Raw genomic sequence first — 532 nt, forward strand, 5'->3', positions numbered from 1 at the left:
TACCAGACGGCGCAGTCGCAGCAGCGCTTCGCGGTCGGCGCGGGCTACACGTTCAGCAGCCAGTTCGACATCACGGCGACCTACACGAACGTGCAGTACATTCCCGGCATCGGCTCGTCGTTCCGCAATGAGCAGATCTGGAACACGGGCGGCATCGTGCTGCACTGGAAGCCGACGGCCACGTGGGACTTCGCGACGGGCTACAGCTACACGCGCGCGACGACGGCCAACGGCATCACGAGCAGCGCGCAGTACCAGCAGGTCAACCTGTCCGAGTACTATTCGCTGTCCAAGCGCACGGGCCTTTACGCACTGCAGGCGTATCAGCGCGCCAACGGCCAGACGCTCGCGCCGAACGCGACGGGCGGCGGCACGCACATCATCAACGCGACGGCAACGATCGGCGACGGCTTCAATTCGTCGCCGTCTTCGTCGCGCAGCATGGTGGGTGTGGGCGTCGGCATGGTGCACCGGTTCTGACGCACGCCGTTCGGATCTCGGGGAAGGAGGGGCGCCGCGTTTGCGGCGCTTT

The 532-nt window shown here is 66.0% G+C and carries 1 protein-coding gene; it reads left to right on the plus strand.

Annotated elements, in window-relative coordinates:
• The coding region (locus H3V53_RS43370; RefSeq protein ID WP_473766683.1) for a porin family protein at positions 1 to 480 on the plus strand (480 nt) is incomplete at its 5' end.
• Positions 481 to 532: the final 52 nt, after the last annotated feature.

Origin of the sequence: Paraburkholderia bengalensis (genome assembly GCF_037126505.1) — a bacterium.
Classification (GTDB): Bacteria; Pseudomonadota; Gammaproteobacteria; order Burkholderiales; family Burkholderiaceae; genus Paraburkholderia; species Paraburkholderia bengalensis.